Genomic DNA, 25,299 nt, shown 5'->3' on the forward strand with positions numbered 1-25,299 from the left:
GACTGTCCTCAGGAGGCGGCGATTTCGTCTTCGAAGAACCAGCTGGTGGATCCATCACTGAGCTCGACCACCACACCGATTCCCTTGCCGTCGACGGTGCGGAAATCCTTCACTGTGCCGTTGGCGTCCTTCTTGAGAAGGTCCACCATCGCCTGTGGAATGCGATCCCGCACGCGGGTCACGCGAACCTTGGAGCCGATCGAGATGACGTCACCCTGGGACATGGCCTGCGAGGCTTGGATAGTGGCGCAACCTTAACAGTCGCTTTTGCGCCGAATCGATGGTTGCTCTGCGTCTGATTCCCTGCCTGGATGTCGCCCGTGGACGGGTGGTGAAAGGTGTCAATTTTGTTGGCCTGCGCGATGCCGGTGATCCGGTGGAACTCGCCTGCCGTTACAGCCGTGCAGGGGCTGATGAGCTGGTTTTCCTCGATATCGCGGCCAGCCATGAGGGGCGCGGCACCCTGATCGACATGGTGCGTCGCACCGCTGAATCGGTCACGATTCCTTTCACAGTGGGCGGTGGGATCAGCACCGTTGAGGGGATCACCGAGCTGTTGCGGGCCGGTGCTGACAAGGTGAGCCTTAACTCTTCGGCGGTGCGTCGGCCTGAGTTGGTGCGGGAGGGGGCTGATCAGTTCGGCTGTCAGTGCATTGTTGTGGCCATTGATGCCCGTCGGCGCGATGCAGGTGGGTGGGACGTGTATGTGAAAGGAGGGCGTGAGAACACCGGTCTCGATGTTGTGGAGTGGGCGAAGAGGGTGGCGGGCCTCGGGGCCGGCGAGATCCTGCTGACGTCGATGGACGGCGATGGCACCCAGGCTGGATACGACCTCGCCTTGACCCGGGCCGTGGCGGATGCCGTCCCCATTCCGGTCATCGCCTCCGGAGGAGCTGGTTGCATGGATCACATCGCCGAAGCTCTGGATGTAGGCCCCGCGGGAGGGCATGCCTCTGCAGCGTTATTGGCTTCTCTTTTGCACGATGGCGTTCTCACGGTGGAACAGATCAAGCAGGATCTGCTCTCCCGTGGCCTGACGATTCGTCCATGAAGCCTGGTGATCCCGCGGCGGTTGAACAGCTGTTTGATGCGGTGGCTCCGCGCTACGACCGCCTGAACGATGTGCTCAGTTTCGGGCTGCATCGTCAGTGGAAACGTCAGCTGGTGCGGGCCCTCAAGCCAGTTGCTGGTGAACAGTGGCTGGACCTGTGCTGCGGAACAGGCGACCTGGCCTTGGAGCTGGGGCGCTGTGTGCGCCCAGGCGGCGCGGTGACCGGTTTGGATGCGGCCGCGGCTCCACTGGAGCGGGCCCGCCAGCGCCAACGGCAGCAGCCTTGGTTGCCGGTGTCCTTCCAGCAAGTGGATGCCCTGCAAACCGGATTGCCCAGTGCCTGTGCTGACGGCGCAGTAATGGCCTACGGGCTGCGCAATTTGGCGGACCCGTTGCAGGGGCTGAAGGAACTGCGACGGCTGCTGAAGCCAGGGGGACGCGCAGGGGTGCTGGATTTCAATCGATTGCCGGCGAGCGGAGCGGCGGCTGCCTTTCAGCGCTTCTATCTGCGTCGCCTGGTGGTGCCCGCCGCCGCTTCAGTGGGTTTGCGCGAGGAATACGCCTATCTGGAGAGAAGCCTTGAGCGCTTCCCTGATGGACCTGAGCAGGAGCGCTTGGCACAGGAGGCGGGATTTGCTGAAGCGATCCATCGCTCTGTTGTGGGAAGACAGATGGGGGTTTTGACTCTCAGGGCGTGAATCTTTGGCTGTGTCGCTTGCGACGCGCCCCGTTACTGACCTAGAAAAGCTAAAGAGAAAGTTAAGGGGAGGGTCCGGTTTGGCGTTTCCGCTGCCGAAGCTGCTGCCCCGTATCGAAGAGCTGCTTCAAGAGGTGGAGTGGCTGGATGGTCTGATCCTGATCACAGATTCCGATCGCGCCTGTTTCGTCTCCTTCTCTCAGGTGGATCCGCTGCTGCGCCGCCTGCGTCAGCGACCCAAGGGCCCGGAAGTGGCCGAAAAACTCTGCATGTCCCTGCTCGATTGCCACGGCAAGGGAGGGGCGAAGCCCGTTCTGGTCTTTCAAGGGGATGGCAGTTTCTGGCTCGGAATGATTGGCCCCAGCGGCAGCAATCCGCATCGCCATCACGCCATTGCGCACCTGCACCGTTGCTTGGCCTTGGAGGGCTGACCGGTCACTGGGCAGAATCGGAACTCAGGTAGCCCCGGCCCAGTGCATTTTCAGGACATCATCAGCACGCTTAACCGGTTCTGGGCGGATCAGGGGTGTTTGCTGCTGCAGCCCTACGACACGGAAAAGGGGGCCGGCACCATGAGCCCCCACACGGTGCTTCGTGCCATCGGCCCCGAACCCTGGGCCGTGGCCTATCCCGAACCCTGTCGCCGCCCCACCGACGGCCGCTATGGCGACAACCCCAACCGGGCTCAGCACTACTTCCAGTACCAGGTGCTGATCAAGCCGTCTCCCGATGGCATTCAGGAGACCTATCTGGCTTCACTCGAGGCGTTGGGCATCAAGGCTGCTGATCACGACATCCGTTTCGTCGAAGACAACTGGGAGTCCCCCACCCTTGGCGCCTGGGGTGTGGGCTGGGAAGTGTGGCTCGATGGCATGGAGGTCACCCAGTTCACTTATTTCCAGCAATGCGGAGGTATTGACTGCAAACCGGTTTCCATTGAGATCACCTATGGCCTGGAACGGCTGGCGATGTATCTCCAGGACGTGGAAAGCATCTGGGATTTGAGCTGGAACGGCAAACGCAGCTATGGCGAGATCTGGTTGCCGTTTGAAAAGGGCCAGTGCCACTTCAACTTCGAGGCTTCCAACCCGGAGCGGCTCAAGCAGTTGTTTGCCATCTATGAGGCGGAAGCTGCTGATTTGATCGAGAAGCAACTGCCGGCACCGGCCCTGGATTTTGTTCTGAAATGCAGCCACACCTTCAACCTGTTGGAGGCCCGTGGCGTGATTTCCGTGACTGAACGCACGGCCACCATCGGTCGTATTCGAAACCTGGCCCGCAAGGTGGCCGAAGGTTGGTTGGCTGAACGGGAGGCCCTGGGATTCCCGCTGCTGGAGGGGGGAACTCTCGAGACAGCGGCGTAATGGTTTCTGAGTCGACGTCTTTCCGTTGATGGCGTTGCCCTCTGCCTTCTGGTGCTCCTCGTGCTGCGAGGGGTGCTGTGGGGGGCACCAACGCCGAGCTCATCCGATCCATCTCGCTTGATTCAGACACCGTCGGCTGCGGTGGTGATGACTGGTCGATTGGTCGCTGATGTGCGGTCTTTCCCCTCAGGGTGTTCCGTCCTGCTGGAGGTGGACCGGGTCGAGGGGCGACGGGCAAGGGGGCGCACTGAGCTGCAGCTCGCTGACTGCTCTGCACTGCTGCAACAGGGCTGGCATGTCTGCGCAAGGGGGGAGCTGCGGCGTCCGATGCCTGGAGCTCATCCCTTGTTGCCGGGATCGGCGGAGCGTCTGGCACGGCAGGGCAGTTGGAGTCGACTCAGGGTCGACAGCATTGATGTGCTGAGGCGTCCATGGACGCCGTTGGCTGACCTTCGGCGCGATGTTGCTAAGCGGGTTCAACAGGCTGCGGGGCCGCGGCGCGGTGGCTTCTTGGCCGCTCTTGTGCTGGGCAGCGCCCAGGTGCAGCTCCCCGAAGACATACGCCAATCGTTCCGCATTGCCGGCCTGTCCCATGCGCTCGCTGCATCGGGCTTCCACTTGTCTGTGCTGCTGGGCAGTGTGCTGATGCTTGCCCGTCGTTGGCCTCCTTGCTTGCGGCTTCCCCTGGCTGGCATGGCGCTGCTGCTGTTTGTCTGTCTGGCCGGAGCCCAGCCATCGGTGGTGCGGGCAGTGCTGATGGCGGTGATTGCGCTGCTGATTCGTGAGTCAGGCCATCGCAGCCGTCCTTTGGGGGTGCTGGTGGTGACCCTCAGCGGCATGTTGCTGCTTCGTCCTGTCTGGGCTCAGTCAATCGGGTTTCAACTCAGTGCAGCGGCTACTGCAGGGTTAATCCTTACGGCGCCACGCTTGGAGCAGGCTCTTCAGCCATGCCTACCGGATCGCTGCCGGGGCATGGCTTCGGCTTTATCCATCCCAGTCGCGGCTCTTCTCTGGACGCTTCCCCTCCAGTTGTTGCACTTCGGTGCGATGCCGTTGTACGCCCTCCCCGCCAATCTCTTGGTCGCTCCGCTTTTGGCGCCTCTGACGCTGCTGGCCATGTTGTCGGCTCTGTTGGTTCTGCTGTTGCCTCCGTCAGTTCTGCCTGTGCTGCTCTGGCCGGTGCAGCAGATGGCGGGTTTGTTGATTGCCATCGCCTCCTGGATTGGTCACTGGCCTGGAGCCCAATTGCTCACCGGCCGACCACAGCTGTGGGTCGTTGCGCTGCTCGTGGTGGGCTTGTTGCCCTGGTTGCTGTGGGCAAAGGCCAGCAGCCGGAGCTGGGCACTGGTCCCCATGGCAAGTGCCCTGTTTTTCCACGGACTCGTTCAGTTCGGCGATGGACTGGTTGCGGTCAAGCGCTTCGGTCGCCACTGGTTATTGGCTCGCCATCTTGGGCGTGCTGCTCTGGTGAGCACCCATGGAGATGCGCGCAGCTGCCGGATGGCCCAGCGGATCGCCGCTGTGCATGGCCATGCCCGCCTGGATTGGGCCGTGCTTTTGGATCCCGTGGCAACCGACGTCCTTCCCTGTTGGCAAGAGCTTGCGCACCGCGTCGAGGCTCACCAGCAGGGCAGAGCCCCTATCGCCATGGGCCAGGTGCTGCGAAGTGATGGCTTGTCGTTGCAACGCCTGCAGCATCGCGCTGGATCACTGGTGTTGCGGGTGGGACCGCAACGCTGGCTGCTGCTGCCAATGCCCCAGGTGTTTTGGACTCTTCAGGCGCAGCAGGGATCAGGCTCCCAGCACGTCTTCGCTGGCATATGGCTTGGCTTCAAGCCTTCTGCACCGCAGCGCCGTTGGCTTCTGCAGCATTGGGCAGGCTCGCGGTTCATTGGCCTATAAAGTTCCCGTACGCTTTAGGGCGTGTGGAGAGGTGGCAGAGTCCGGTTGATCGCGCACGACTCGAAATCGTGTAGGGGTAACACCCTCGTGGGTTCGAATCCCACCCTCTCCGTTTTGAGCAGCTCCATAAGGGGGCTTTGAAGCCCGAGATTGAAGGCCATGAGGAGTTTCTCAAGGCTCAAAAACAGTGGTTTGGTCCTATGACACGTTGAGCCGGAGCAGTGTATCGAGCAGGCATGGTTGGGAATCAACGTGTTCGGCTAGGCATAGCTTTTGGTGAAATCTTTAGATGCCGTCATTTGATTCCGACTACATAAATCCGCACGTTTATCTATAAAAATAATATTTTATACCTGAAACTGTTTGGTCTGTGTCGGGATAAGTTTAAGTCTTAAAACTTCTGGATTTGACTTCTACTGTCTAGTTTTGAGTCGGTGCATTTATCGTGAATTACAAATATGATTTCCGGAGAGGCTTGCCATTGGCCTGGTTTCTTGTTGGTGCCTTCATTTGACAGCCAATCAATTCGTTTTTTATTTCTTCCTTTTTTGGGGGGGATTGAAAATGTATTGCCATCATTCTGCAAGACATCAGCTATTTGATTTTGAAGATCGCAATTCGATTCGAGCACACTCCTGCCAGGAGGCGTTGCGAAAATCCTGACATCTTATGCAATCCATTAATTAAATCTTTCCATGATTAATGCTCCATTCATGCGCTTCTGAATAGATTCAGAAGGCGTGATTTTGCTGCGGAATAAACTTCAGCATCTTAGGTGATGCATGAAGTATTCAAAACAAAATCTCCGATCATCTGATTCACTATTCTAGATGACTCATTCAGCCATCAACAAAGAGTTGTCCTACGACTACTTAGGCGTCATCGCAGCTTCATCTGCCTTAGCAATCGGGGTTGGACTTCAGAGAACAGAATTAGCTGTTCTTGGAAATATGATGGTCGAGTCTGATTGGATCACATCGGATAATATTGGGCAACTTGTAGGCCTCAATTTAGCTGGATATCTTGCCGGATGTGTGCATCAGACAAGATTAAAGAGAGAGGATCAATCTCTGAGGATGATACGAATTGCCTTAATTGTTTGTATCGTAACATTTTTCATTGAGCCACTTTTCCCTTCGATGGGATGGAATGCAATTTGGCGTTTAGTCTCTGGTTGGGGCTGTGCACACCTCGTTACTGGATTGCCCGGTTTTGGTACGCGCCGATTACATGCCGACCAAAAGCGATTGGCGATGGGAATTATCTTTGCAGGTGCTGGTATTGCACCTCTCTTGGATTCTGTATTACTGCCATTTTTTGTTAAAAGCTCTCCAGTAGCTGCATGGGATTTCACTGGCATTTTCTCTATTTTGTTTGCTGTTCCGATATGGATGTTAATTTCAAGAGGTCTATCGGAAGAGCGAGATTTAAAATTATCACATTCTTCAGCTCAAGGTATACCCAGCTCATCAACACAGGAAAATATCAGTGCTAAATCAACTGCACCGTCAACAATCAATTGGACTCCTGCGCTTAAAATATTTGCACTCACGACACTTCTTTATGGTGCCTCTCAAGTTTCAATTTTAACGTATCAACCTTTATATCTCACTTCAGTTTTTAAGGTCTCGAGCGAAGTGGCTAGCAGTTCATTCGCTTTGGTGGGATTTGGATACACCCTTGGAGCTGTCGTTGCAGGTTTAGTTCCGAAAAAAATTCCGACTGATTCGGTTCTTCTTGCGTCTGTGGTGATTGGCACTATCGGGACCTGTATCTTTGTTTTTTCCCCAATAATCGCAGTTGTTAATCTTGGAGCGTTTCTCTTTGCCTTCTGGAATGGCGCTTACATTGGATTAATCGTAGCTCGGCTTTCAGAAGTTGTTGGACCACGGCTCGTTCGTCCAGCATGGGCTTTGTTCAGCTTTCTTTTAAGCATTGGCTTTGTGGCAATGACGTTTATCGCTGGCTTCATATCAACCTTCTCTGTGACTATGATTTTTTACATCGGTCTGGCCCTTGTTGTTATTAACCTCATTCTCATGTCGTTGACTGCTACGGCATTTAAGAAGCAAAATATTTAGTCGACTAGTGAGTCACAAATTTGACCGTCTTGAATTGAACACATGCCATTCTTAAGTAGAGATTAAATCATTTTGCCACGCATCCACCATGGCTAATATCGATAGTGTCACGGTGGTTTTTGATTGTGAATCAGTTCCGTATTGGCTCTCTCTATCCCGTTGACAAAGATGGAGCACCAAACGTCTTCCTTTCATCAGGATATACTTTAGGGCAGGATAATAATGGCTATTTCGTTAGTGAAAATGGAACAAATAACGGCACGCTTAAGGCTACATTAGAAATTACAACAGATCCGGTTCAGATTAAAAATGTCAGCAAGTTTGTTGGTGATTGGCTGATCCCTCAACTGATCAACAAAGAGGATGAAAATAGCATCTTTAATCAATATCTAACATCTATTACTTCCTCCGTCTCTACAGGTAAAGGAGGATGGGGGGTTTATTCTAATAACCAATTGCTAGAGGCTCTTGGTTATATAGGGTATAGAGGTTACGGTTTTGATCAAGCCGCAAATCAAACCGGTGAATGGGCGGAAACATCCGTAGTTGGTAGCGATCTTCATACGGCAGTATTGAACAAGGATAACTATTATCCTGAGGATCTATGGAATAACGATAGAGGTATTGATACTATTTTATCTGACTTTGATTCCAATGCACTGCTCAAGAATTTAGCATCAATGAGTGGTGCCTCTGAGGACACAGCTCCTCTTTGGTATCCTTCAATGCTTTATACCTATGGTTTAGAGGGCAAAGGGACATCCTATCCAGGTCCTGTCTTAATGATGAAACCTGGTGAAACCTTAGAACTGGAATTTGATAACAACATCAGTATTGCCGGCCTTACTGGAAAGCAAGCCCAAATGGCTTCCATGGTTGAGAATAATTCCTATGGCCTCAATGGTGGTGCAATGGCCGGTGGCATGGACAGCACCAACTTCCATATGCATGGTGGTCATGTTGTTCCATCTGGATTCGGCGACAATGTCGTTAGTCGATACACAACTGGGCAAGATTGGACAACAATCATCGATATTCCAGATGATCACGGTGTTGGTTCTTACTGGTATCACCCCCATTATCACCCGGCTGTAAACACACAAGTTTATGGTGGTCTTTCAGGGTTCATGCAAGTTGGAGATCCCCTGAGCCTAATCCCTGCATTTAAAGACGTACCAAGAAACTTAGGCGTCATCAAAACGATGCAAGTTGGTATCGATAAGGATTCAGGAAATTATGAATTAGCTTCAGTCAACGGCAATATCCTAGGCACTGAAGGCCTTGCTGCTAATCGTGCAAGCATGTTTACGATTAATGGTGAATATCAACCAGAAGTAAATATGAATGCTGGCGGCTGGCAGTCATTTAGTTTTAGCAATCAAGACAATAACTATTACATGAATTTAGCAATACGTCATCAGCAAAGTAATGGCTCTTGGGTTATTTTGCCACTTTATATGTATGGTGAGGATGGTCACACTTATCCTCAGATTCAATCAGTCAAACAAGGTGTATTAGGTTTTTCTAATGATTCAAACTCATACGAACAAGCATCCAATCTGATCTCGTTGCCTTCTGGAAAGAGAATTGATTTGCTTGTGAATCTTCCTGCAGGCAAATCAGAGTTGATCAGTACCTACACCTTTGAAGGCAAAAATGGCCAGGAGTTTGATATTAACAATTTGCGCTGGCAACCTGATAAATATGCCGAACTTTCTACTGAAAATACAGATTTTTCTGATCCTAATTCAGGCCCAGGAGCAATAGCTACCTTTAATGTTAGTGGTGATTCTCCTTTTCTTGATAGTCAGACTCTGGATGACTACATTGAGGAGGTCAATCAACAAATCAATGTTCAGAAGATTACGCCACTAACCAGCAGTGAAGACTATTCACCCGATGCTATTCCCAGCGTAAATCTCTTTGAAGAGGGATGGAATCCTACACGTAAGCGTCAGTTAAATTACCAAATTTTATCATTAGTCGGTCCCGAAGACCAATGGGATATTCCAACTCAGAAGGCTATTGCTGCTCGTGCGAATACTGATAATGCTGTTACTAAGTATAAGTATATTCCCAGTGGTGATATTCCATGGCTTGGTTATGTGAACCCTGATTTGATTAATGATCATGTCTTTCCAAACGGGCCATTGATCATCGCTCAGCTTGGCACAATGGAAGAGTGGTCATTACGAAACTGGAATTGGGGCGGTATCGATGCGAACAAGGGCGGTTACTTTACATCCCATCCTTTTCATATTCATGTTAATGATTATCAGGTCAAGCAGAGTGATAATGAGTTGCCGAACAAGCGAAGCCTTGAAGATGTTACTCAGCTCAATTCATCCGGATACCATTATGTGGATGCGGATGGCGTAACTCACAAAAAAGACCCTCTTGTAGGTGATTTTGTGCCAATTGACGAAGCTCTGGATCCGTCAACTTCATCCGGTGTGAAAACAACTGGTTATAATGACACAACAATTAGGATGTTATTTCAGGATTTTCTCGGTACTTTTGTTCATCATTGCCATTTGCTAGAGCATGAAGATGCTGGCATGATGCAGGTTGTTTCGGTTATTGAAAATACTGATTCCAGCTGGCTTGTGCCTGCTGAGTCCTTTCGCCTCAACAAACAGGGTCTGGTTCTACGTGAAGCTGACTCTCTAGAAGAAGTGGTGCTGCCTTTAAGGCAAGTATTGAGAAAGAATGTGGCGAGAGCTCAGGTGGGAGACATTTCTAGCGACTTTGTTCAAGATATTATCTTGTCGTATAGCGGTCAGACTAGATCTTCAGGTCGTGTTCATATCTATGACGGTGCTTCTTTGCAAAATGATCAGGAAGCTGTTTTACTTTCTAATTTCACACCCTATGAGAATTCAACTGTTGCTCCTTGGGCTTTTAATAGCGATTTTACGGGTGATGGAAAGAGAGATCTTGTTACCGCTGGGTTTATTAAATCCCCTAATGGTCATAAGAGAGTTAAACTTTCAGATTTGGAATTGACTGGTTGGCAAGCACAGGACACTGACTTTGATTGGTTAAATCTTTATAGTTATCGCCCTTGGGAAAAAGTAGATAATGCAAGATCTCTTAAGCTTAAAAGCTCTTCAACTGCTGTTGGTGTTGGAGATTTTAATTTAGATAATTTTGATGATTATGCTTTTGCTTATGTTGATGATGGAACTTTGAGAATTCGAATCCTCGATGGTTCTTCTGTTTCTTTATTGAATCAGACTGGCCAATTTGAAGGAGGTTATTTACCTGATACAGACATCCTGTCTGACATTGAATATCAGTCATCGTGCTTCGATGATCTTGAATCACTATCAATAACATCCGGTTTCAATAGTTATTCGCAATCGGCAATTGAAAACTTAATTGTCACCGCTGAATCAGAAGCAGGTAATAGTCATGTTTTGACTTTTCAGCTCAATTCTGGACATTTTATTGCTACTGGTACAACAGACTCAGATGACACTCCTATGAGTGGGCATGGAATGAGCTCTGATAACGATCATGGTGATCATCAGGGCCATCAGATGTACAGCCCATCTCTAAATGGTGTTGATCATATTGGAGGTTCCTTCAAGCTGAGCTTAACGAATCATCAAAGTATCGAACCTGGTTTATCTTCAGCTACTCCTACTTTTGCCGGTGCTCTTGCAAATGGCTCTTTGATTATGGATGATTATTTGATTTTCAGCCAAGGGGCTTCTGACGGCGAATATCATATTGGTAATCCATCCAGTTCAGAGGATATATACAACAGCACACAGGATTTGTATATTAATCTTAAAGGCATTGATCGTGTAAATTCAGACGACTTGACTGGCATTAAACGGTCAAAAAAAGATCCATCATTACCGGATCTGAGTTTTTCATATTCTGCAGATGATGTTGATGAAAGAGTCAATCTTGCTCAACTGGCCTATCAAGCTTATACGAATACAATGATTAAGCCAAGTGATCTTGCAAAGCTTTCTGTTGCCAATCAAGGCTCCAAACTAACATCCCAAGAGCTGGTCATTAAAATTCTTGTTAATTATTCAGAGCAAGTTGAATCTTTCTTTGGAGGCAAGCTTGATGAGTTGTCTTCCGATGCTATTTCAAATAAGGTCTTCAATACTCTTTACGATAGAAGTCCTAATTCCAAGGAACTATCAACTTGGGCGTCTGCCGTGAATAATGGATTGTCTAAGTATGATTTGCCACTGGCTATTTTGCGTTCTACAAGCGGTCGCGACACCTACCGGGTTGGCTTATTAGCCGCTGCAAGCACATGGTCGCAAACACAGTGGGGCACCAATGCGGTCGTCGACGGTAACTTTGGCCAGGGTTTGCTTGCCAATGATTCTTCTTCTTCTTTTAATAAATTATCCGATTTTGTCCTTGAATCCGGACAAGTCAATAATTGGAAGGATGCCAATTCTATTTTTACAGAATACAGAGACGAGGTGCTGACGTCTTTGAGCGGTTCGCCGATTTCAGACACCGGCTTCTTCTGATTCATTCTAAAATAAATCTTCATTCTTGTTTGACTGATTTAGCGCCATGGCTAACGTTTAATTATAGATTCGCCTTGTCTCTTCATGTCTGCTTTTGATTATATAATTGTCGGTGCTGGAACAGCTGGTGCTGTCATTGCTGCCCGCCTAACTGAAGACGAAAATACAAAAGTTTTGCTTCTTGAGGCTGGTCCTCACTTCCCCTCCATTGAAGAAACTCCTCGTGATCTTTTGGATTCCCGTGCGGTTTCTGTTGAAGATCACGACTGGCATTACATCACGCAGGTAACCCCAGGGCGAGATTTTCCCTATGCACGGGGCAAGGTGAGTGGCGGTTGCTCTGCTGTTAATGGTGTGATTTCTCTGCGTGGTCTTCCGCAGGATTTCAGAGCATGGGCCGCAGCTGGTAACACTGGCTGGGACTGGGAAGATATCTTGCCCATGTACAAACGAATCGAGAATGATATTGATTTTGGGTATGCTTCTTATCACGGTAGTTCCGGCAAGATACCTATCCAACGTTTTAGGCCTGATCAGTATTCCCCAGTAGTTGGTGCGTTTAAGGAATCAGCTATGGCTGATGGTTATGCCTGGGTGCCAGATCACAATCACCCAAATGGTTATGACGGTGTAGGGCCCATCCCCATGAATCGTGCAGGAGATGGTTCACTGCGTGTTTCCAGCTCTATTGCTTACCTTTTGGATGCTCAATCCCGTCCGAATCTGACGATCAAGGATCGGACGATGGTCAATAAAGTTCTATTCTCTGGTAAAGATGCCATTGGCGTTGAGGTTGTTAATTCGGATAATTCTGTTGAAAGCCTATTTGGCGGAGAAGTGATTCTCAGCGCTGGCACCATTAATTCTCCTTCGATTCTTCTGCGTTCTGGTGTTGGTCCAATTGACGATATGCAGCGATTGAACATTAAGTGCGTCAATAATTTACAGGGTGTTGGCAGTAATCTGATCGACCACTCATTAGCGGTTGTCGCTGCTTATCCAAAACCCGGCATTGTGAATGAGACGGATGATGACGTCCAAATGGTTATTCATTACACCGCCCCCGGCAGCAGTCATATTAATGATATGCAAATCTATTGCCTTGGAAAACTGGGTGCTGAGCGTTTTCCAGGTGCAGATCCAACCCGAGGGTTGATGTTTGGTACTGGCATTGTGATCAATCGTCCTGAATCACGCGGGCGCGTCACCCTTCAATCTTCTGATCCGAATCAGCAACCCCGCATTGACCATCGTTTGAATTCTCACGCTGAAGACATGCGGAAGATGGTTGACGGTGTTCGACGAGGTTATGAGTTGCTTACTTCGGGCGCGCTCAAGGATATTTCTGAAGGAGTAGCAGTTTTAACAGAGGATATGATTAACGACACTCGGTTTATCGAGCAATATATTACTGATCGTTCTGCCACAATATGGCATGCGGTTGGTACTTGTAAAATGGGCCCCGCCACTGATAATCACGCTGTTGTTGATCAATATCTGAAAGTTCATGAGTGCACCTCCTTAAGAGTCGTTGATTGCTCAATCATTCCCGACCATGTATCTCGCAATCCTATGCTTACCTGTTATGCAATAGCTGAAAGACTTGTTGACCTGATTAGGGCTGGTCACTGATCCCCATTCCCTTCTTCTCCCTTAATTATTTATTTTTCTCATGACTCTCATCTCCGATTCCAACACGTGGGTTTCCTGGACAATCACCTGTTCCTGTAAGCCTGATTCATTCGAGCAAATCTCTGCTCTTGCCGCCAAGATGACTGAGTATTTTCAGTCCAATGAGCCTGATACCACTAACTTTGAGTTCAGTGTTAACTCTGCTCATGACGAAGTTCATGTGTATGAGCGTTACTCCAACTCCGCTCAGGCTCTTCTCCATATGAAGGCCTTCGGAGACTTGTTTGGTTCAGATTTTATGGGTCTCTTGACTCCTGTCAAAGTTGTCGCTTATGGTTTCCCGACTGAAGAGTTGTCGAATGCTCTTAGTGCCCTATCACCTGTAAAGATGGCTTCTTTCCAAGGTTTTTGTAGATAAACTTTGGTCTCTTTAACTCCTTTTGTCACCATCACATTGTTTTGGTGACTTTTTTATGCTTTTACTTCCGCTTACTTTGCATCCTTTGAACATTCTCTTTATCTACTATTAATTATTTGTTACGCGTTCTCTTTACTTAGTTATGATATCCACATGCATTGGCTTACCGTTATGTTTTGCCTAAAGTGATAGAAGCTACTCTCCTTCCATGAAGCGCATCGACTCTTTTATCAGTATCTACCCTCTTTTCCGTGTGAAAGATGGTCAAATGAATGCTATTAAAAAGATTACCGATGAAATTATTTCCCGAGGCCATGGCGAGGAAGGTACACTATTGTTCACTGCTGCTTTTAGTGACACACATTTGTTCCTAAGAGAAAGCTATGTTGATCACAAGGCTTTTCATGTCCATCTTGATACTGTGAAGGATATCCTGGATGATTTCTTCTCTTTGCTGGAATTAGAAAGTTTAGTTATCGTTGCCAGCGAAGATGATATTCAAAAAATGAAGGTTGAAATGAAAACTCTTGGCATGCAAGCCACTTATTGTGTCATCAACAATGGATTTTCAATCTAGCAGTCATTGCGTTCATACTCTTTAGTGGGCAGATCTTTATTTCGTATGTTCCTATGATTTACGTTAGGCCCAACTAAAGTAATCTGCGTTCAAAGTCCAAGTAGTGTATGACTTGTCCGTGCCGTCCAGACCCGTGAGCTGATGATATTCTGAGTCTTTCGTTAGGTGCATTAGCGTAGCGTCACCATCATCTTGGGTTAAAAGCAAGCTTCCCTGCCCCCTATTGTCTGCGTCTATATCAAAATATTGAAAATCTATATTTGTATATCTCTTGTCCAACGTGATTCTTTCACCATTCTGTATTAACTCACTACCTTTTTTGTTTGGGTTTTTTGGATTTTTCGTTGGATTGGTTATTTCATCCCCCATGTTCATCATACTATGACCACTATCATGATTATCACCACCATGACCAGCATGAGCACCTTCCGATGAATTAAGTAGCCAATTCTTGATTTCTGAGACTTTACCTTTTGAATTGGAAGGGACCACCATAGTTGACAGATTTGCCAAGTAGGTCTGGTTCATTCTCTCGTCTTTGAATTGATAATTTGCACCAGTTGGTTGCTCATCTGGAAGTGAATAACCAATTGCTATGCGTACGGCATTATCAGTATTGCCATGTGGATTAAAGTATGAAGGTTTTTCCCAAAGTTTAGCCATATTCGAGAGCTTCTCGTCTTCGCATCCCATAGCAGAATGATCTGTTAGTTTCTTTCCGTTGAAGCCATCTACGATTCCTTGCCCACCCTCTAGTTGGCTAACAATGATATCTGCAAAGTTATCACCGTTCATGTCTCCTACTGCAAGATCAATTCCATCGCTTTTTGCACCATCGAAGGGTGTTAAGCAATATAGCTCCTCATAATTCTCACCACTAAAGACATGAATTTTGGCATCGTAGTTCTTGCCTGAAATTCCAACGATGATGTCGTCATGACCATCCCCATTAATATCACCAACTGCCAAGGATGATTTTAGGTTTTTGCGGTTTCCCTTCCCTTCGGCGCTAATTGTCCACTCTTTTAGTTTTTCTAGTGTATCCAGTTTGGGATCATTCCCATTGAGTTTTTCTGAGTAAAAATCTTTCGCACTCTGACCATCGAAAATATTGATTTTGAATTTTCCTTTATTTGAAGACGTGGCTTCAATAACAGCAATATCTTCAATGTTATCGGTTACATGAACTGTTCTTGCTTCTGGACCGGGAACAAAGTTTACTGCATTGATATCACCACTTGCGATGTTCACTCCCTTTGAACGTGAATTCTCAAATGGTTTAAATTCAATCTTGTTTTCGCGGTTCGATCCAAGTGATATATCAACGCTGTTCTTACTTGTTGAACCATTCGTGATCCAGCTATCGTTGGTGTTGAGGATGGTCAGCACTGGTGCCATCATTCCTGAATCTTCATGGAATAACAAGTGGCAGTGATCTACATACAAGCCGGTGAAGTCTTCAAACCGAACCAAAATATCGGTTTTTGAGTTGGTGTAGTAGCCGTCAGGAGCTTCTCCATTGACTGTAGATCCCCAATTTTTCCCTTCTCCGTCAATATAGTTTCCGTCCTCATCCAGAATCATTGGTGTTCCATACGGATTTTCTGTTGTTGCAGTTCCCTTGGCATAAGCCGGTCCCATTTGGAAGACATCGATTACTGAATCTCCTACATATGCATCACCAACTTGATGTGTGTTGGGATCAATTCCTACATTCAGGCCATTAATTGTTTCGACAATGAATTCATTTTGATGCAGATGAAAAGGATGGGATTGCCCTATTTGTATCTGGTTTACTGGGGCTCCTTCAGGCCAATCTGCTCTTTTTTCTGATATTGAACCATTGACGAGTGACCATCGCTCCAATGTGTCCAACATTGCAATTGTTATTGTTGGACCCAGCTGTGGTTTGGTTGACCAATATTGTTGGTTAATTCTCCATAACCCTTCAAAAGCTACTGGTTCATTGTATCCAGGATCATCATATTCTTCGCCGTCAGGCCCTATTTTTGGCCCACTGCTCTCTTCCTCAAAAGGTCCGCTTGTCTTCCAAGTGAATGTTCTTGTTCGAGCTACCCCCGATGTTGCAGCTTCCTCCTTGAGTCCAATTGCATGGTCTCTCTGGCCATCCAGATAGTCCCAAGCATCAGGCTGATCAGAAGCTTGTACGGCCTCTCCTGTAATTTCTACTGTGGCTAAGACCTGAGATGGTGTAATTTGAAAGCCATCGTTGTATCCAAGATAAGTTTCGCTAGAATTTTTGTGTCTATTTGTTGTAATAGGCGCTAAATCTCCGAGTACTTCTTCGCTAGCATTGCTAATAAAGTAGTAATCGCCTGGTTTGTTAAAGGAATGCTGGATTGTTACTCTTCCACCCGGTGATATCAACGGTAATGTTGACACAGAGGTGTCGTATTCCGAAGACCATCGCGAAATGTCTGAATCGATACCCAATAAGTTTGGCGATTCTAAGCTTATGTTTCCGTCATCATCAACACGAATCAATTGGATTACATGACTGGAATTTAATGAGAAATTCAGAAAGCCAAATGTGACCCACTCACCTGTATTGGCTTTAATTGTTGGATTGTATTGCCCATTGACTGTGTGTATTAGATTCTCTGTTGCTTCTGCTGCTACAGCGGATCCATATGAATTACTTGGATTTAGTGGCTGGGTATTGTGGCCGTTGAAGGGTGCAGATGCATACTTGTAAAAGCTAGTTCCGTTGTCATCAAATATCCTTGCGGGCATTTGTTTTGTTTTTTCCCAGTTGTCTTTCTCTTGCACAGCATTGGGATTGATCTTTTGTTCAACCGCCCATGATTGCAAACTTAATAGGTGAATATTTTCTTTTGTTGGATCATATCCACTTAGATTGTTTGTATCTTCCGAATCTGGCAAGATGAATACAGGTAATGCTGCGCCCCCGGCCAATGATAATGATGTTGAACCATGTAGATGTGGATGCATCCAAAGCAATCCACTGGGATGATTTTCTGGAATTTTGTATTCATATTCTCTGCTATCACCATTCCCCACGTTAATCATTACGTTATCACTATATCCTTGAGGTGATACGTGGGAGCCGTGCAAATGGAGGTTAGTACCATCTACTACTCCATTCCACTCTTTTGTTTGCGCATCTATACCAAGGTTGTTTGTTAATTTTACTTTTATAGTGTCTCCTGGATCCGCGATGATGACAGGCCCTGGCGTCTGACCGTTGTAAAGCCAGAATTCATTGTCATAAACGCTCTGTGAGAATTCTTCTCTGACTCTTATTTCACCAAAACCATCTATCGTAATCTTGTTGTGTGATGCCAGTGATAAGTCAATATTCACTTCATCAAACTCTGTTCCCCAACTCGAATAGAACGTTCCATCCTGATTTGTTCTTTCATATTTGCCCTGACCGTGTTCAATATTTGCATTTTGCCAATCCAGCCACCCACTGGCTATCTCGATATCCTTTTGATGCTGTGGAAGCACATTGAAATATGCGCTGTCTTGAGCAACTCCCGTTAACCCTGCATTGCTCGACCATTTCTCAAAATTCTTCTGACCGATCGTTTTTGCATTACGCAGGTCGTTGAGCTTGGCCAAAACACATTTTCTTTCCCCTAATTTTAGGAGCTCTACTTTTAAGGGCTCTTCCCTTTAACGTTTATTTGTTTTTGTGTCTGCGTGTAGTTGTTTATTCATTCATAATGTGAAAGCTGAATTAAAAATTATCGGTATGCATGCTACTTGTTTGTCATCAATATTGGAATTTCAATCTACCACTCATCGTTCAGGTTCTTATGCGAACAAACTTTCATCTCGTATGTTTCTATGATTCACGTTATGCCCAACTAAAGTAATCAGATTCCAAATGCCATGTAGCTTGCCTTTTATCTCCCACACCATGATATACGGCATCTTTGGTTAGGTGCATTAGTGTTGCGTCTCCATCATCTTGCGTTAACAGCAAGCTTCCCTGCCCCCTATTGTCTGCGTCAATATCAAAATATTGAAAATCTATATCTGTGTATCTCTGGTCCAATGTGATTTCTCCATTCATTATTAATTCAGTGACTTTGCTGCCTTTGTGGTTCGTGGTCTTCGTTGGATTGATTATCTCATCCCCCATACTCATCATGTTATTTACTTCATTATCGTTACCCATATCCATCATGTTACCCGCTTCACTTTTACTCTCCATCTTCATCATGCTATGCCCATCATCACCACCATGACCAGCATGAGCACCCTCGGATGAATTAAGAAGCCAGTTCTTTAATTCCGAAGTTTTACCTTTTGATTTTGAATCGACCATCATTGTTGAAAGATTTGCCAAGTAGGTCTGGTTATACTTCTCATGGGCGAAATTATAATTTTCACCATCAGGTGCTTGTGGTTGCTCATCCGGAAGTGAATAACCAATTGCTATTCGTACGGCATTATCAGTATTACCATGTGGATTAAAATATGATGGTCGACCCCAGAGCTTTGCCATATTCGATAGCTTCTCGTCTTTGCACCCCATCGCAGAATGATCTGTTAGTTTCTTTCCGTTGAAGCCATCTACCATTCCTTGCCCACCCTCTAGTTGGCTAACAATAATATCTGCATAGTTATCGCCGTTCATGTCTCCTACTGCAAGATCAATTCCATCGCTTTTCGCACCATCGAAGGGTGTTAAGCAATATAGCTCCTCATAATTCGACCCACTAAAGACACGAATTTTGGCATCGTAGTTCTTGCCTGAAATTCCAACGATGATGTCGTCATAACCATCCCCATTAATATCACCAACTGCCAAGGATGATTTTAAGTTTTTGCGGTTTCCTTTTCCTTCGGCGCTAATTGTCAACTCTTTTAGTTTTTCTAGTGTATCCAGCTTGGGATCATTCCCATTGAGTTTTTCCGAGTAAAAATCTTTTGTACTCTGCCCGTCGAAAATATTGAGTTTGAACCTTCCTTTATTTGAAGACCTGGCTTCAATGACGGCAATATCTTCAATGTTGTCGGTTACATGGACTGTTCTTGCTTCTGGTCCGGGTACAAAGTTCAATGCATTGATATCGCCACTTGCGATGTTGACCCCCCTTGATCGTGAACTCTCAAATGGCTGAAATTGAATCTTGTTTTCACGGTTCGATCCAAGTGATATATCAACACTGTTCTTTGTTCTTGAACCCTTCGTGATCCAACTGTCATTGGTGTTGAGGATGGTTAATACCGGCACCATCATTCCTCCATCTTCATGGAACAACAAGTGGCAGTGATCTACATACAAGCCTGTGAAGTCTTCAAAGCGAACTAAAATATCGGTTTTTGAGTTTTCTAAATAACCTTCTGGTGCTGCTCCATAGGCTCTCGACTCGGATCCCCAATTCTTCCCATTGCCGTCTATGTAGTTACCCTCTCCGTCCAGAATCATTGGAGTTCCAAATGGATTCTCTGTTGTTGCAGTTCCCTTCGCATAGGCTGGTGCCATTTGGTAGACATCGACCAGCGAATCGCCTATGTACGCATCTCCAACTTGATGTGTGCTGGGATCTATTCCTACATTCAGTCCATTAATTGTTTCGACAATGAATTCATTTTGGTGCAGGTGAAATGGATGGGATTGACCTACTTGTATCTGTGTTGGCGGGTTGTCCTTCGGCCATGTATCTCTTTTAGTAGATGTTGAACTATTAACTAAGGACCATCGCTCTAATGTGTCCAACATGGCAATTGATATCGTTGGACTGTAATCTGGTTCATGTGTCCAATATTGTTGATTGATTGTCCATACCCCTTCCCAACTTACTGGATCGTTGTATCCAGGATCAATATATTCTTCGCCGTCAGGCCCTATTTCCGTCCCACGCTCTATCTCTCTATCGATTTTCCCCGCGTTTGTGTACCAATTAAATTCTCTTTCTCGAGCTACCCCTGTCGTTGCTGCTTCTTCTTTTAGCCCGAGTGCATGAGCTCTCTGATCATCTAGGTAGTTCCAAGCATCAGGCTGATCAGAACCTTGCACCGCATTTCCTGTTACTTCTACGGTGGCTAAGACCTGAGATGGAGTAATTTGAAAGCCATCGTTATACCCAAGATAATTTTCACTAGAATTCTTGGCTCTATTTGTTTCTTTAGGTGCTAAATCTCCGAGTACTTCTTCGCTTGCATTGCTAATAAAGTAATAATCTCCTGGTTTGTCAAAGGAATGCTGTATTGTAACTCTTCCGCCCGGTGATATTCCAGGCAGTGTTGAAACAGAGGTGTCGTATTCCGACGCCCATCGTGAAATATCGGAATCTATACCCAATAAGTTTGGCGACTCCAAACTTATGTTTCCGTCATCATCAACACGAATCAACTGGATAACATGACTGGAATTCAATGAGAAATTCAGAAAGCCAAACGTGACCCATTCACCTGTATTGGCTTTGATCGTGGGATTGTATTGTCCATTGACTGTGTGTATTAAATTCTCTGTTGTTTCGGCTGCTACATAGTCTGCATATGTTGAACCTTTTCCTTCTCTCCCCCACCAAGGATTATCTATAAAGTGTGCTAATGGCTGGTAGTTGTTTCCGTTGAAGGGTGAAGAGCTGTATTTGTAATAATTGCCTTCGTCGTCGCTGAATACCCTCGCAGGCATTTGTTTTGTTTTTTCCCAGTTATGCTCTTCCTGCTCAAAATTAGGATTAACCTCTTGTTCAACCGCCCATGATTGCAAACTTAATAGGTGAATATTTTCTTTTGTTGGGTCATATCCGCTTAGATTGTTTGTATCTTCCGAGTCTGGCAAAATGAATACAGGTAGCGCCGCGCCACCTGCCAATGACAATGATGTTGAACCATGTAGATGTGGATGCATCCAAAGCAATCCACTCGGATGATTTTCAGGAATTTTGTATTCATATTCTTGGCTATCACCATTTTCCACGGCAATCATGACATTATCACTTTTTCCCTGTGGTGATACGTGGGAGCCATGCAAATGAAGATTAGTACGTTCTACTGTTCCATTCCATTCCTTTGTTTGAGCATCTATGCCAAGATTGTTTGTTAATTTGACTTTTATAGTGTCTCCTGGATCCGCGATGATGACAGGCCCCGGCGTCTGACCGTTATAAAGCCAGAATTCATTGTCATAGATGCTCTCTGAGAACTCCTCCCTGACTCTTATTTCACCAAAACCATCTACCGTAATTTTTTTGTGTGATGCAAGTGATAAGTCAATATTGACTTCATCAAATTCTGGTCCCCAACTTGAATAGAATGTTCCATCCTCATTTGTTCTTTCATATTTGCCCTGGCTGTGTCCAATATTTGCTTTTTGCCAATCAAGCCACCCACTGGCTATGTCGATATCCCCTTGATGCTGTGGAAGCACATTGAAAAATGCGCTGTCTTGAGCAATTAACGTTAACTCTGCATTGCTCGACCACTTCTCGAAATTTTTCTGACCAATCGTCTTTGCATTCTGCAGGGCTTCCAGGTTTGCCACGATGCGTTTTCAGTTCTTTCCAATTTTAGGAGCTGTACTTTTATTGGCCTTTCTTTTTATGCTTTATTCGTTTTTCTCTCTTGCTTCCCATTTCTCATTCCCTTCGCATTGATTTTCGCTCATTTTCTTCCCTGGTTTCTGCACTATTTTTATTAGAGGTTGTTCGTTTTGACCATCTTTCGCCTTCTTCCAGTTTTTGTGTTTTTTAGCTGATCGCCGTTGAATGCCTTGCACTTCAATATTTCTATATTCAATCCATTCATCATTTGTTTCTTCTCTGTCTTTTCTCGTCTGGTGATTGAATGGAGGATGCTGTGGCCCTTGATTTGGGAAGGAATAGTTTATTTTTTTGTCTGGCGTTCTCTGATGATGATTGTTGTTTATCTGCTGGCCTGGGGGATTGAGGTAAGAATTGTTTTGTCAAATGTATTGATTATTGTACTCTTCTTGCATCTTAGTTGTTCCAGGCCGTTCAGCCACTTAGTGTATTCTCTGTGATATAGCGTGTCCGATAGTTTTTTGTTTATCCTCGTTGTTAGGGCAATTATCGCAGCCCGCATTGAAGGTTCATCCTCTGTGTGCAGTCTATTAAATATTCGTTGGCGCCATTCTTTTGGTGATGTGTATAGGGTGATGATGTCGACCCTTTTGGTGCGTTTGGATATTTTGCGTAATAGCTTCAAATTGCTCTTGTGATTGATGCTTGTCAGATCGATGTGGACCAATAAGCAGTATTTTAGCTTTCTGGTTTTTCGCTTCTTGAAATTCGCTGGATCCATTAACCGTTGCATGCGTTCCACCGTTGACCGTTTCAGTCTTTGATTCGGATCACAGTCCAATTGTTTTAGTACTTTTAAGCTAAAAGGATCATGCGGTTTCTGGCTTAATTTGCGAATTAACTGGCTTTTGCCTGTGCCAGATGCACCTGCGATCACGATCACGTGTCGAGCTCGCTTCCCTTTGGTTTTCTGTCTCATCGTGCCCTTTGTGTTGCCGTTCCGATTGATTGGTGTTTTCTGTCCATCGCTTTTTTATTTTGCTTTGATGCATTAAGTGGTCTATGCCTTTGTGATCTTTGCCCATGGCCTGGTTTGCTTACCCCATGCGGTTTTAGTTCTGTTAACGATACATTTCTCCTTGTCTTGGAGTTCCTCGATCTATGTATCACTTCGTGGCTTGTCTGGTTTCTCTTTGATAGTAGTTACCAGCGATCGCTTCATCCCTTAGGAGTGAAACAAGAGAACCAATCCTTGTTCCACTTGATGGAACTCTCGTTCTTCTCTGCTCAGATCGAGCCCCACATTGAGCCCTTCTTTGACTGCATCCTCAAAAGGGGGTGTTGATGGCGGAGCGCTGTCGATGCAGAGCGCAGCAATTCCCACTGCCGTGGCATGCCATCGGAAACGGCTTGTGGTGCCGATGTCCGGTTCGTTCAACGCCTCTTCCAGGAGGATGTTGATGGTGAGGTTCGTACTGGACATGTGGACCAGCATCGTGACCTCGGCAGGGTCCTGCAATCAGCTGAGAGACTTCGTATCGTTCGCATCATTGTGGCTGGATGCCCTCGGCTTCGGACCAATTCCCGCAGCGCATCGCTCTGGTTCACGAGTGGTTCTCACCACGCTCGGTCGGTGGTGCTGAACGTGTTGTTGAGGCGATTGATTCCCTGCTGCAAAGCCGCGGCTGCGAACCACAGCTGGCTGCCCTTATTGATGCCGAATCCTGCCGGACTGGCAGTTGGTTGCATGGCCGATCTGTCTTGACCAGCCCGATTCAAGGCCTGCCTTGGGGTCGCAGCCATGTGCAGCAGTACCTGCCTTTGTTGCCGTTTGCTGTGGAACAGATCGACCTCGGCGCAGCAGAGCTGGTGATCAGCAGCAGTCATCTTGTGGCCAAGGGCGTGCTGACGAGTCCGGAGCAGTTGCACATCAGTTATGTGCATACACCGGTTCGTTACGCCTGGGATCAGATGCACGCTTATCTAGAGCGTTCAGCCCTCGCGAGGCGTGGCCTCGGGCCTTTGATTCGCTGGCAGCTGCATGCCCTGCGCCAGTGGGATCAGCTCAGTGCTCAGAGGGTGGATCATCTCATTGCTAATTCCCGTTTCACGGCGCGCCGTATTCGTAAGTATTGGGGGCGTGATGCCTCCGTGATCCATCCCCCTGTGGAGGTCAACCGCTTCCGCTGGAATTCAGCACGAGACGACGTTTACCTCTGCCTTTGTCGTTTGGTTCCTTACAAGCGAGTCGACTTGGTGGTGCAAGCCTTTAATCGATTGGGCCTGCCCCTGCTAGTAGTCGGGGATGGGCCTGAGCGTGCTCGGCTTGAGTCTCTGGCAGGGCCAACCGTCACTTTGCTTGGCCGACAGTCTGGGCAACAGGTGGAGGAGCTGTTGGCCCGATGTCGCGCTTTTGTTTATGCAGGCCTCGAGGATTTCGGCATTGCTCCTGTGGAAGCGATGGCCGCTGGGGCTCCCGTGATCGGCCTTGGCCGTGGAGGTTTATTGGACACGGTGCGCTGTGCAACGGCCGGGTTGCGAGAGCCCACTGGGGTTCTTTTCCCGGAACAGAGTGTGGAGTCTCTTGTTCAGGCTGTGGAGTGGTTTGAGCAAGGCCGGATCTGGCGTTCCTTTGATTCGGAAGCCATCCGTCAGTGGGCCGAGCGGTTTAGCCCAGAAGCATTCGCCGCGCGCTTTGAATCTGCTCTGCAAACCGCCTGGCAGGCCCATCGACGCGGCTGTGACGTTGCAGCGAGTGACCCCGCCGAGATGTCAGGACTCCGCCTGTGACGTTGAGTGTGCTGAGTCCCAGGTTGAGCCTTTGACCTCGGCCTCTCGGCCATCCTTGCTTCAGACCGCTGGTCTTGCTGCTCGCCGTGGCAAGTACAAGCCCCACCTTGCGCTGATCTCAGCCCCCCCCTCGGAGCTGCCGGCTCTCGCTCTGATTCGCCATCAGAACCGATGGGGCAGGGTGTTCAAGCGAACTGGCGACATCGCGTTTTCCCTGACCGTTCTCGGCCTTGGTTCACCGGTGCTCCTTCTCCTTGCTGGATTGGTCAAGCTCAGTTCACCGGGGCCGATTTTTTACACCCAGCGTCGGGTGGGCCGGGGTTACCAACGGTTCGGTTGCATCAAGTTCCGCACCATGCGTGCCGACGCCGATGTTGTTTTGTCCCGTGTCCTGGAGGCTGACCCATCGCTGCGGGCTGAATTCGAGCGTGACTTCAAGCTCAAGCGTGATCCCAGGATCACTCCGCTGGGTCGTTTCCTCCGCCGTTCGAGTCTTGATGAGCTGCCGCAGTTTTTGAATGTGCTCCGCGGCGAGATGAGCGTGGTGGGCCCACGCCCGATTGTCGATAAGGAGCTTGTTCGTTATGGCCCTTATATGGATGAAGTTGCCTCTGTTCGCCCAGGCTTGACAGGGCTCTGGCAAGTGAGTGGTCGGAATAACCTGAGTTACAAGAAACGCGTCAAGCTCGATCTGGCCTACGCCCGTGGCCGCTCGTTCAGCCTGGATTTCGCGATCATTCTGCGCACCTTTGGTGTGTTGCTTCTGCCGATGGACCGTGGTGCCTACTGATT

16 protein-coding genes and 1 tRNA gene are annotated in these 25,299 nt (G+C 47.6%); 13 read left to right on the top strand and 4 right to left on the bottom strand.

What is annotated here, in order from left to right:
• Positions 1 to 8: 8 nt before the first annotated feature.
• Positions 9 to 224 carry a DUF2862 domain-containing protein gene (locus FZZ88_RS01505; protein WP_115023814.1) on the bottom strand — a complete coding sequence of 72 codons (216 nt, stop codon included), beginning with the start codon at positions 222 to 224 and terminating at the stop codon, positions 9 to 11.
• Positions 225 to 280: 56 nt separating this feature from the next.
• On the opposite strand from FZZ88_RS01505, the gene hisF reads away from it, so the two are divergent.
• The 11 genes from hisF to FZZ88_RS01560 all read left to right on the top strand — a co-directional run bounded on the left by hisF (position 281) and on the right by FZZ88_RS01560 (position 14,230).
• A complete protein-coding gene (gene hisF, locus FZZ88_RS01510; RefSeq protein WP_166016825.1) occupies positions 281 to 1,051 on the top strand; it encodes an imidazole glycerol phosphate synthase subunit HisF in 771 nt (256 codons plus the stop codon).
• Positions 1,048 to 1,749, top strand: a complete 702-nt coding sequence (gene ubiE / locus FZZ88_RS01515; RefSeq protein ID WP_166016824.1) for a bifunctional demethylmenaquinone methyltransferase/2-methoxy-6-polyprenyl-1,4-benzoquinol methylase UbiE — start codon at positions 1,048 to 1,050, stop codon at positions 1,747 to 1,749. Before hisF ends, ubiE begins: the two co-directional genes overlap by 4 nt.
• Positions 1,750 to 1,828: 79 nt before the next feature.
• Positions 1,829 to 2,179, top strand: coding sequence for a hypothetical protein (locus tag FZZ88_RS01520; RefSeq protein ID WP_166016823.1), 351 nt, complete (start codon positions 1,829 to 1,831; stop codon positions 2,177 to 2,179).
• A 42-nt stretch (positions 2,180 to 2,221) separates the two neighbouring features.
• The gene (gene glyQ, locus FZZ88_RS01525) at positions 2,222 to 3,112 is read left to right on the top strand and encodes a glycine--tRNA ligase subunit alpha (protein WP_166016822.1); all 891 of its coding nucleotides are present in this window, start codon (positions 2,222 to 2,224) and stop codon (positions 3,110 to 3,112) included.
• A gap of 6 nt (positions 3,113 to 3,118) precedes the next feature.
• Positions 3,119 to 5,014 carry a ComEC/Rec2 family competence protein gene (locus FZZ88_RS01530; RefSeq protein WP_166016949.1) on the top strand — a complete coding sequence of 632 codons (1,896 nt, stop codon included), beginning with the start codon at positions 3,119 to 3,121 and terminating at the stop codon, positions 5,012 to 5,014.
• A gap of 25 nt (positions 5,015 to 5,039) precedes the next feature.
• Positions 5,040 to 5,126 (top strand) — tRNA-Ser (locus tag FZZ88_RS01535).
• A 718-nt stretch (positions 5,127 to 5,844) separates the two neighbouring features.
• Entirely contained in the window at positions 5,845 to 7,095 is a 1,251-nt protein-coding gene (locus FZZ88_RS01540) for an MFS transporter (RefSeq protein WP_166016821.1), read from the top strand.
• 125 nt (positions 7,096 to 7,220) lie between these two features.
• Entirely contained in the window at positions 7,221 to 11,603 is a 4,383-nt protein-coding gene (locus FZZ88_RS01545) for a multicopper oxidase domain-containing protein (protein ID WP_166016820.1), read from the top strand.
• A gap of 84 nt (positions 11,604 to 11,687) precedes the next feature.
• On the top strand, positions 11,688 to 13,235 hold the full coding sequence (locus FZZ88_RS01550) for a GMC family oxidoreductase (protein WP_166016819.1): 1,548 nt from the start codon (positions 11,688 to 11,690) through the stop codon (positions 13,233 to 13,235).
• Between the two features lie 40 nt (positions 13,236 to 13,275).
• Positions 13,276 to 13,653 carry a hypothetical protein gene (locus tag FZZ88_RS01555; RefSeq protein WP_226426166.1) on the top strand — a complete coding sequence of 126 codons (378 nt, stop codon included), beginning with the start codon at positions 13,276 to 13,278 and terminating at the stop codon, positions 13,651 to 13,653.
• Positions 13,654 to 13,861: 208 nt separating this feature from the next.
• Positions 13,862 to 14,230, top strand: a complete 369-nt coding sequence (locus tag FZZ88_RS01560) for a putative quinol monooxygenase (protein WP_166016817.1) — start codon at positions 13,862 to 13,864, stop codon at positions 14,228 to 14,230.
• 63 nt (positions 14,231 to 14,293) lie between these two features.
• On the opposite strand, the gene FZZ88_RS01565 is transcribed toward FZZ88_RS01560, so the two are convergent.
• The 3 genes from FZZ88_RS01565 to FZZ88_RS01575 form a co-directional block, all read right to left on the bottom strand.
• Positions 14,294 to 17,836: a multicopper oxidase domain-containing protein gene (locus FZZ88_RS01565; protein WP_166016816.1), complete on the bottom strand. Its 3,543-nt coding sequence runs from the start codon at positions 17,834 to 17,836 to the stop codon at positions 14,294 to 14,296.
• 238 nt (positions 17,837 to 18,074) lie between these two features.
• Positions 18,075 to 21,719 carry a multicopper oxidase domain-containing protein gene (locus FZZ88_RS01570; RefSeq protein ID WP_166016815.1) on the bottom strand — a complete coding sequence of 1,215 codons (3,645 nt, stop codon included), beginning with the start codon at positions 21,717 to 21,719 and terminating at the stop codon, positions 18,075 to 18,077.
• 1,223 nt (positions 21,720 to 22,942) lie between these two features.
• Complete coding sequence (locus FZZ88_RS01575) at positions 22,943 to 23,212, bottom strand: hypothetical protein (protein ID WP_166016948.1); 270 nt, start codon at positions 23,210 to 23,212, stop codon at positions 22,943 to 22,945.
• Positions 23,213 to 23,277: 65 nt separating this feature from the next.
• Here FZZ88_RS01575 and FZZ88_RS01580 point away from each other — a divergent pair, with 65 nt between their 5' ends.
• Positions 23,278 to 24,507 (top strand): glycosyltransferase, encoded by a 1,230-nt coding sequence (locus tag FZZ88_RS01580; RefSeq protein WP_166016814.1) that lies wholly within the window; start codon positions 23,278 to 23,280, stop codon positions 24,505 to 24,507.
• A 31-nt stretch (positions 24,508 to 24,538) separates the two neighbouring features.
• Positions 24,539 to 25,297: a sugar transferase gene (locus tag FZZ88_RS01585; protein ID WP_166016813.1), complete on the top strand. Its 759-nt coding sequence runs from the start codon at positions 24,539 to 24,541 to the stop codon at positions 25,295 to 25,297.
• The last annotated feature ends 2 nt before the right edge of the window (positions 25,298 to 25,299 follow it).

Origin of the sequence: Synechococcus sp. PH41509 (assembly GCF_020514285.1) — a bacterium.
In the GTDB taxonomy this organism is placed as follows: domain Bacteria; phylum Cyanobacteriota; class Cyanobacteriia; order PCC-6307; family Cyanobiaceae; genus Parasynechococcus.

What these genes read in the sequence shown, in the direction of transcription:
- FZZ88_RS01550 (WP_166016819.1), top strand. Translation starts at nt 11,688, where the DNA reads ATGTCTGCTTTTGATTATATAATTGTCGGTGCTGGAACAGCTGGTGCT.
- FZZ88_RS01575 (WP_166016948.1), bottom strand. Translation starts at nt 23,212, where the DNA reads ATGCTGGTCCACATGTCCAGTACGAACCTCACCATCAACATCCTCCTG.
- ubiE (WP_166016824.1), top strand. Translation starts at nt 1,048, where the DNA reads ATGAAGCCTGGTGATCCCGCGGCGGTTGAACAGCTGTTTGATGCGGTG.
- FZZ88_RS01580 (WP_166016814.1), top strand. Translation starts at nt 23,278, where the DNA reads ATGCCCTCGGCTTCGGACCAATTCCCGCAGCGCATCGCTCTGGTTCAC.
- FZZ88_RS01505 (WP_115023814.1), bottom strand. Translation starts at nt 224, where the DNA reads ATGTCCCAGGGTGACGTCATCTCGATCGGCTCCAAGGTTCGCGTGACC.
- hisF (WP_166016825.1), top strand. Translation starts at nt 281, where the DNA reads ATGGTTGCTCTGCGTCTGATTCCCTGCCTGGATGTCGCCCGTGGACGG.
- FZZ88_RS01560 (WP_166016817.1), top strand. Translation starts at nt 13,862, where the DNA reads ATGAAGCGCATCGACTCTTTTATCAGTATCTACCCTCTTTTCCGTGTG.
- FZZ88_RS01540 (WP_166016821.1), top strand. Translation starts at nt 5,845, where the DNA reads ATGACTCATTCAGCCATCAACAAAGAGTTGTCCTACGACTACTTAGGC.
- FZZ88_RS01555 (WP_226426166.1), top strand. Translation starts at nt 13,276, where the DNA reads ATGACTCTCATCTCCGATTCCAACACGTGGGTTTCCTGGACAATCACC.